The organism is Mycobacterium sp. 1423905.2, from assembly GCF_001673155.1.
Taxonomy (GTDB): Bacteria; Actinomycetota; Actinomycetes; order Mycobacteriales; family Mycobacteriaceae; genus Mycobacterium.
Genome location: NZ_LZLE01000154.1, coordinates 1 through 8858 on the forward strand (window position 1 = coordinate 1; position 8858 = coordinate 8858).

General features: G+C 66.3%; 5 protein-coding genes and 1 pseudogene. 4 read left to right on the forward strand and 2 right to left on the reverse strand.

The window, feature by feature from the left end; all coding sequences use genetic code 11:
* Together A9W95_RS08585 and A9W95_RS08590 are read right to left on the reverse strand one after the other, a co-directional pair.
* The coding region (locus A9W95_RS08585; RefSeq protein ID WP_156746082.1) for a PE family protein at nt 1–606 on the reverse strand (606 nt) is incomplete at its 3' end.
* A gap of 165 nt (nt 607–771) precedes the next feature.
* Nucleotides 772–4041 carry a LuxR family transcriptional regulator gene (locus tag A9W95_RS08590; protein ID WP_067410832.1) on the reverse strand — a complete coding sequence of 1090 codons (3270 nt, stop codon included), beginning with the start codon at nt 4039–4041 and terminating at the stop codon, nt 772–774.
* A gap of 271 nt (nt 4042–4312) precedes the next feature.
* Between A9W95_RS08590 and A9W95_RS08595 the strand changes: the two genes are divergently transcribed.
* From A9W95_RS08595 to A9W95_RS27485, 4 genes and pseudogenes are all read left to right on the forward strand, one after another.
* Nucleotides 4313–6112, forward strand: coding sequence for a PPE family protein (locus A9W95_RS08595; RefSeq protein WP_067410835.1), 1800 nt, complete (start codon nt 4313–4315; stop codon nt 6110–6112).
* 27 nt (nt 6113–6139) lie between these two features.
* Nucleotides 6140–7570 carry a PE family protein gene (locus tag A9W95_RS08600; protein WP_067410827.1) on the forward strand — a complete coding sequence of 477 codons (1431 nt, stop codon included), beginning with the start codon at nt 6140–6142 and terminating at the stop codon, nt 7568–7570.
* A gap of 3 nt (nt 7571–7573) precedes the next feature.
* Nucleotides 7574–8689, forward strand: a complete 1116-nt coding sequence (locus A9W95_RS08605) for a PPE family protein (RefSeq protein WP_067410830.1) — start codon at nt 7574–7576, stop codon at nt 8687–8689.
* 68 nt (nt 8690–8757) lie between these two features.
* Nucleotides 8758–8858 (forward strand): annotated as a pseudogene (locus A9W95_RS27485) (WXG100 family type VII secretion target); the annotation flags it as partial.

Here is an 8858-nt window from a genome sequence, read left to right on the forward strand (position 1 = left end):
GGCCCCGCCCGCGCCGAACAGGCCGGCGGCCCCGCCGCGGCCACCGGCGCCGCCGATCCCGTTGGGGGCGGTCGCGGTCCCGCCGGCGCCGCCCGCGCCGCCGTTGCCGATCAGGCCCGCGGCGCCGCCCGCGCCACCGGCACCGCCGTTGGTGTTGGTGTTACCCGACCCGCCGGCCCCACCGTTGCCGATCAGCCACCCGCCCGGCGTCCCGTTCTGCCCGGTCCCCGGAGCGCCGTTGGTGCCGTTGCCGATCAGCGGGCGACCGGTCTGAGTCAGGAACGGGGCGTTGATCGCGTCGAGCAGGCTTTGCATCGGGTTGGCAGCGGCCGCCTCGGCACTGGCATACATGGCCCCACCGGCACCGAGCGCCTGCATGAATTGCTGATGGAAGGTCGCGGCCTGCGCGCTCAACGCCTGATAAGCCTGCGCGTGACCGGTGAAGATGGACGCTAACGCCGCCGACACCTCGTCAGCCCCGGCGGCCAGCACACCCGTGGTGGGAGCCAGCGCGGCAGCGTTGGCTTCCAGCAGGGCCGAGCCGATGTTCTCGAGATCCGTCGCCGCCGACGCGAGCATCTCGGGCGCCACTACCAGAAACGACATTGTTGGTCCTTTCGGTCGTCTTCGAGCGCACGGGAACCAGCGGCCGCGCCGGCTCGAAATCCAATCGAGTCAAGGATGCGAACAGCAGCGGGTCCGAACGTCAGTCATAGGACGTAGTTTTCGCGGGTGGAGGGTCGTAGATTGCCCGACTAGCGGTGTGCAGCCTCAGCCGCGACTTGCTCCCTCGTGGGCGAGCTGCACCCGCGACGCGATGCCGAGTTTGGCGTAGACGTGGGTGAGGTGAGTTTGCACAGTGCGGCGGGAAATGAATAGCCGCGCAGCGATCTCGTTGTTGGCCAGCCCATCGGCGACGAGTCGCACCACGTCTCGCTCGGTGGGCGTGAGCGCGGCCCAGCCGCTGGTCGGTCGTTTCCGTTCACCGCGACCGCGCCGCACGTAAGCCACCGCCTCGTCGAGAGTTAGCGCGGCCCCTTCGGCCCATGCGCTGGTGAAGTCCTGCTCGCCCAACTCATCGACCAGTGTGGCGACCGACGACTGATAGTCGGCATCGTAGATCTTGAACCGGACGACGCCGAGGTGGTCACGAATTTTGTTGCTGACGGCGTAGATTCGCGCTGCGTCGCGAAAGTTTCCGGTGTCGGCGGCCAGTCGTCCCAGGCACTCGAGAATATCGGGTATTGCTGAGTGGGCTTGGTGTTCGACCACGCAGGCCAGCGCCTTATGGGCGTCGCGTTCGGCTTGGTCTGGCTCACCCTTGGCGATCGCTATGCGCGCGCGGGTGGTCAGGGCCCGGGCCAGCCGCCAGCCAGCCGAGAGGGCGACCTCTTGATCGGCACAGCGTCCGGCTCCGATCAGGTCGCCCCTGGCGAGCGCGATCTCTGCCGTCGGGTTGAAATTGGCCGCTGCGAGCTCACCCTGCTCACCGAGGCGCTGCTGAGCCGCTTGGCTTGCCTCAGCTGCCGCGGTGAGGTCGCCCGCGGCCAACGCCGCAGTGGCCAACACCGCGTAGCTGAAGCCTTCGTTGTACGGCCACAAATCGGCCGCAGCCGTCAGCGATGCGTTGGCCGCGGCGCGGGCCGCATTGGTGTCGCCGCGATAAGCGAGCGCATTGCTCAGGGCCAGCCGGCTGCCCCACTTGAACAGCACATCGTGCGCCGCATCGGCATCGGCGGTAACGGCGTGGAACTCAGCAATGGCTTGGGCGAGTTGGCCTTTCATCATCTGCGCCAGGCCAAGCGTCCAGCGGCAGGAACGCGCGTGGAACTGATCACCGATCGCCTCAGCCAGGCTGAGCCCTTCCGCGGAGGCGGCGTGGGTGGTGATCGGATCCCCAGCGTAGAACGCGCCATAGGCCTGCCAAGTGAGGATCTGCGTCAGCCGCCACCGGTCGCCCAATCGGCGAGCGATGCCGATCGCCTCAGCGAGATAGGGGCTGGCCGCTTCGGCGCTGTAGGAACTGATGGCGCCGCAGGCAGTGAGCGCGCGGGCCAGTAGCGCGGGGTCGTCGATCTCGCGCGCGATAGCCACCGCGCGTTGCGCTTGCCCGAGGTTGTCCGGAGTGTTGCGCGACGCGTCCAGGACGGCTTTGTCCGCGAGCGCCCGGCCGCGCACCACTGCGGAAACGTCGGCCTGGTGCAGTTTCTCCTCGGTCAGCACGGCGTCGAACCAGGCCAGCCCCTCGTGAATGCGCCCGCGGGTGAGCCACAGCGGTTGCAGCGACGACGTAAGTTCTAACGCCCGTTCGATGTCGTCGCTTTCCCGGCAGCACGCGAACGCCGTCCGCAGGTTGTCGATCTCGTTCTCCACCTGCTCGATTCGACGCTGGTGGTCGGTGTCGGTGGGGCTGTCCAAGAGCGCGGCGATCCGCGTGTAGTGATCGCGGTGGCGGGTCCGGATCTCGTCGGCCTCGCCGGAGGCTTTCAGCTTGCGCATCGCGTAGTGGCGCACTGTTTCGAGCATGCTGTAACGCGTTGTGCTGGCTGAGATCTCGGCTGCCACCAACGATTTGTCCACCAGCCTGGTGAGTCGATCGAAGACCTCGTGGTGCTCGTCGCTCGCGGCACCATCACCACAGACGGCACGCGCCGCCTCGATGTCGAAGCCGCCGCTGAACACGGCTAGCCTGCGGAACAAGACCCGTTCAGGCTCGCTCAGCAGGGCGTGGGACCAGTCGACGGAGGCCCCCAATGTACGTCGGCGGTGCGGCGCGGTTGCAGCTTCGTCAGTGAGCAGTCGGAAGCGGTGTCGCAAGCCGTCGAGGATCTCGGCCACCGACATCACCCGCACGGCCGCCGCTGCGAGTTCGATACCCAACGGCAAGCCGTCGAGGCGCCCGCAGATGTCGGTCACCGCATCGGCATCGGCAGCGGTGACGACGAAGTCCGGGCGGGCCAGGCGGGCACGGTCGACGAACAGCTCGACCGCTTCGTCACGCAGCGCCAGCGGCGGCACGCGCCAAGTCAATTCACCCGGAACGCCGATCGGAGCGCGACTGGTGGCCAGGATGGTCAACTGCGGGCACGCGCCCAACAGTTCGGCGGTCAGCGCGGCACACGCGGCGATCAGATGTTCGCAGTTGTCCAACACGACCAGCACGTCGCGGTCCCCGATGAACCGCACCAGGGTGTCGATGGCTGAACGGCCGGGCTGGTCGGGCAGCCCGAACGCACGCAATACCGCCAATGGCATGACCTCGGGATCGCTCACCGGGGCCAGATCGACGAACCACACCCCACCGCCGACTTCAGGTGCCGTCTGCTCGGCGATCTGTGCTGCCAACCGTGTCTTGCCGACGCCGCCGGCCCCCGCCAGGGTGACCAGTCGGTTGTCGGCCAGGAATTTGCGCACGTCGTTGATCTGCGCGGCGCGACCGACGAAGCGCGTCAGCTGCGACGGAAGGCCGTGCGGCGCAGGGTCATTGGTGCCGTGCAGCGGCGGGAATCCGACCCGCAGGTCGGGATGGCACAGCTGCGCGATGCGTTCCGGGCGGGGGAGCTCGCGCAGTTGATGGGTGCCCAGATCGGTGAGCCAGACGTCGGCGGGCAGTCGGTCGACGACGAGGTCGTGGGTGGTGCCCGAGACGACGATCTGGCCGGGATGCGCCAAGTCGCCCAGGCGCGCGGCCCGGGTGACAGCGGGGCCGACGTAGGTACCCGGCTCGCTCTCGTGCACTTCGCCGGTGTGTACGGCGACATGTAACTGGATCGGCGCCAGCGGTGCCCGCTGCAACTCGACAGCAAATGCCAATGCATCGGCGGCCCGGGTGAATATCGCCAGGAAACCGCCGGGCCCTTGCTCGTCGTGGTGGTTGACGGGCCCCACACCGTCATGGACGGCGATCATGTTCGAAAGGCTGAGATCGAGGCGCTCGAGTGCGGCCGCCGTCGCCTTGGGCTGCGTCTGCCACAGTTGAGTCGAGTCGGCGACGCGCGCGAGCAACAGGGTCACTGTCCTCGTCGGCAGGAACTCACTCACGCCCATGTCACTCCGCTTTCCTAGCCGGCTCATGCAGAGCTCGTGACTAGAACATTTTCACGCAGATGGGCCAGCAACGGTTCAACACGAGTCGAAAAACTTTAGCTACTTCTTGGCTGCGCAGTTCGCGCCCGGCTGGCTACGACCCCCGGTCGGCGCGCATCTACGACCCCCACCGGCGGTGAAATTACGTCTTCTGACCGACGTTCAACACCGGCGCTGACCGGCATCCTGACTCGCGCGACAACGCCTCATGCAGCAGGAGACGGTGATGAATTTCTCGGTATTGCCGCCGGAGATCAATTCGGCGCGGATGTATCTGGGTGCGGGGCCGGGTCCTTTGGTCTCGGCTGCAGCGGCGTGGGACGGGTTGGCCGGGGAGTTGGCCGCGGCCGCCCGCGGGTTCGGCTCGGTCACGTCGGGATTGGCCGACGGCGTATGGCAAGGACCCGCGGCTACGGCCATGGCCGGCGCGGCCGGCCCGTATCTCGGGTGGCTGTCGGCTGCCGCCGCTCAGGCCGAAGCTGCGGCCGGGCAGGCCCGCGCGGCGGTGTCGGCGTTCGAGGCGACCGTGTCGGCGATGGTCCATCCGGGGACGGTCGCCGTCAACCGCAATCAATTCGTCGCGCTGGTCATGTCGAATCTGTTCGGGCAAAACGCGCCCGCGATCGCGGCGGCGGAGTCGGCGTACGAGGAGATGTGGGCCCAGGACGTAGCCGCGATGGTGGGGTATCACGGCGGGGCATCGGCCGTGGCCGCCCGGCTGGCGCCCCTGCAGCAGGCGATGCAGAACTTGCCTGGGCCCCTCGGTCAAGCGCAAACCACCCTGCAGAACCTGCTGAACACCGCCGGTCTCAACGTGGGCACCGGCAACAACGGCACCCAGAACATCGGCGGCGGCAACCACGGGAACCAGAACGTGGGCAGCGGGAACACCGGCAATCAAAACGTGGGCAACGGCAACATCGGCAACGGCAACATCGGCAGCGGTAACAACGGCGTTGGCAACCTCGGCAACGGTAACCGCGGCAATCAAAACCTGGGCAGCGGCAACTCCGGGTTGAACAACACCGGCGACGGCAACATCGGCGCCGGCAACATCGGCAGCGGGAACCGGGGCGACGCAAACCTGGGCAGCGGAAACCTCGGCAGCTCCAACATGGGCAGCGGAAATCGCGGTGACGCCAATATGGGATTCGGCAATCGCGGCAACGGCAACATCGGTTTGGGTAACACCGGCAACCACAACTTCGGCTTCGGCAACACCGGCAACAACAACATCGGCTTCGGGCTCACCGGCGACAACCAGATCGGCTTCGGCGCGCTGAACTCTGGCACCGGAAACATCGGCTTCGGCAACTCCGGCACCGGAAACATCGGCTTCTTCAACTCGGGCACCGGAAACGTCGGCTTCTTCAATTCGGGCAGTCACAGCACCGGCTTCGAGAACTCCGGCAGCTTCAACACCGGATTCACCAATTCGGGTCAGGGAAATACCGGCTTCCTCAACGCCGGAATGAACAATTTCGGCTGGGCCAACGGCGGGTCGAACAACTTCGGATTCGGCAACGGGGGATCGCAGAACATGGGCACCGGCAATTCCGGTTTCCAGAACACCGGTAGCTGGAACGCCGGATCGATCAACACCGGCGACTTCAATGCGGGCGACATCAATACCGGATGGGCGAACTCGGGCAAAAGCAATACCGGCGCCTTCAACGCCGGCAACCTGAATACCGGCTTCGGCAGTGTCATCACCCCGGCCGGCGTGAAGAACTCGGGGTTCGGCACCACCGGGCTTGATTCTTCCGGCTTCTTCAACACCGGCGGGGACTCGTCGGGCTTCATGAACACCGGACTTGCGTTCGAATCCGGCTTCCGCAACTCCGGCAACGGCAACAATGTCGGATTCAACAACAATGGCAGCTTCCTGGCCGGTATCGGCAATACCGGCTTCGACAATATCGGCATCGCGAACTCCAACGTCTTCAACTCCGGTATCGGCAATTCGGGTAACGACGACTCCGGATTCTTCAACCACAGCGACGCGGTTTCCGGCGTATTCCAATAGGCGGTAATGACTTCGAGGGAGTTGAGTATGTCCTATGTGATCGCAATGCCGGAGCTCATGCAGGATGCGGCCGACAATCTGGCCGGCATCCGTTCGGCACTAGCCGCCGTTGCAGCTGACATCGCGGGTCCCACCACAGGGATCGCGGCTGCCGCGCAGGACGAGGTATCGGTCGCACTGGCATCGCTGTTCGGGAATTTCGGCAACGAATTTCAGGTGCTCAACGCCCAAGCGCAGGCGTTCCACGACCAATTCGTCAACTTGATGCGGGCGGGTACCGGCGCATATCTGAGCACCGAGACCGCCAACGTCGAGCAGGCGCTGCTGAACGGGCCGGCGGCGGACATGGTTGCCCCGGTTGTGGCTGAGGCGCAGGCACTTTCGCAGTTCGGCACCACGGTCGTCGCACCATATCAAGCGCTCTACGCGGATACTGCCGCCAACCTGCAAAGCCTGGAAAACGCGGTATTGCAGGACCCGGCGCCCTTCCTGCGCCAGCTCGTCGCCAACCAGGTCGGTTACGGGCAGGCCATCGCCGGTGCCATTCAGACCTTGCCGGCCAACGTCGCCAATCTGCCCGCTGCCCTCGAGGCGCTGGTCCCGGCAGACCCGGCAGGTGTGTTGCAGGGCATCGTCAACCAACAGATCGGTTACGCCCAGACGGTGGCCACCGCATTAGGCAGCGCAGCACAGGATTTCGGCGCCGGAGTGGCCGGCTTGCCGGCGGGTTTCCAAGCCGCGGTCGGGGATCTCGTCGCGGGCAACGCGCCTGCTGCGGTGCGCGACATCGCCACCAGCTACGGCAACCTGTTCCTGACGGGTCTTACCGCCAACCAAGACATGACCACGTTCCTGATCAATATCACCCCGGCCGGCACCCTCGGAGATCTGTTGCCAATCCTGGCGATTCCTGGCCAGATGGCGCAGAACTTCACCAATCTGCTCCCCGTAGGCTCGGTTCCCGGTGTCATTTCTCAGCACTTCACCAACTTGCTGTTGACGCTCAGCGATACGTCGCAGACCTTGGATCTCAACACCGGGATTCTTCATGTCGGGTTGCCTTTGGTCCTCGGTCTTGACGCGATCGGTCCGGCGGCCACGGCAGTGAACGCCTTGGGTTCCAGCGCAACAGCATTCGTCAACGCGGTGCAGATCGGCGACGGGCTCGGCGCCGCCGCGGCATTGCTGGACGCCCCGGCGGTCGTCGCGAATGGCTTCCTGAACGGGCATGCGACCCTGCCCCTTTCCGTGGCGCTCGGCGAGCTCACCACGACGACGAACATTCCGCTCGGCGGAATTCTGACTCCTGGCCAGTTCGCTTCGCTCACCCTCGAAGTCTTCGGAATGTCAGGCACCCTTCCCCTCTTCGGCACCCCGTTCGGCGGAATACTCCCGGCCCTCTTGACCTTCCTGCCCGAACAGCTTGCCCAGGCAATCGGTGCCCCCGTCCCGGTGTGAACGATGAGTTTCCTGCTCTTCCCGCCGGAGATCAATTCGGCCTTGATGTACACCGGGGCGGGCTCGGGCCCCTTGTTCGCGGCGGCGGCGGCTTGGCAGGGGTTGGCCGCAGCACTGCACACGACGGCGGAGTCGTTCGATTCGATCGTCACCACCGTGGGCCGCGGTCCGTGGTCGGGTCCGTCGTCGGCGGCCATGACCACCGCGGCCATGCCATACGTGTCATGGCTTTCCGCCGCGGCCGGCCAAGCCGAGGTGACAGCGGCACAGGCCAGAGTCGCGGCGACGACTTTCGAAGCGGCCCAGACGGCGACGGTGCACCCGGCGGCGGTGACGGCCAACAGAGTGTCGTTGACGTCGTTGATTGCGACCAATTTCTTGGGGCAGAACACCCCCGCTATCGCGGCCACTGAGTTCGATTATGCCGAGATGTGGGCACAGGATGTCGCGGCGATGGTGGGTTATCACGCCGACGCGACATCGGTGGCGGCTGGGCTGGCGCCGTTCGATCCGCCTCCGATTGACCTGGCCGGGTTGGCATCTCAGATCGGTGCGCAGCTCGCCGACGTGGCGCCGGCTGTTTTCGCCGAGGTGCAGGCGGTGGTGTCGGGAGCGCCGCTGCAGTCGGCGGAGTCGGTGGCGCAGGTCGCGATGCTCCCGGTCAGCATGTTGATGTCACCGCTGATGTCGCTGGCGCAAGGCGTAAACGGGGCCGGCGCGACGGGCGCCGCCGCCGGGTTGGCCAGCGGTGTGTCCGACGCACCGAAGCTCGTTGGTGACCTCGCCGCGCCCGTGCAGCCGCCGGGTAAGGGAGGAGCAGCATTTGGCGGTGGCCTGGGTCAGGGCCGCCTGGTAGGCGCGATGTCGGTGCCGCCGAGTTGGCCGGGCTCCGCGCCCAAAGGGACGGGCGGCGGGTTGGTGTCCGGATTGGGAACGACGCCCAGCGCCACCGCTGAGGCGCAGGGCCTCGGCATGGGCGGCATGCCGATGATGCCGATGCCGATGGGCATGGGCGGCGCCGGGGGCAGCATGCCCGCCGCGATGATGGGCCGCGGCGGAGGGGGCGCGCACGTGGTCCAGAACCGGCCGAGCGTGGTGCCGCGGACCGGAGTCGGATAGGGGTGATGTGGCAGACGGCGGATGAACGTGAACGAGACGAAACACTCTGTGAAGAAAGGGATTGACTGATGACTTCTCAATTCATGACCGATCCGCATGCGATGCGGGCGATGGCGGGTCGTTTTGAGACTCATGCGCAGACCGTTGAGGATGAGGCGCGTCGGATGTG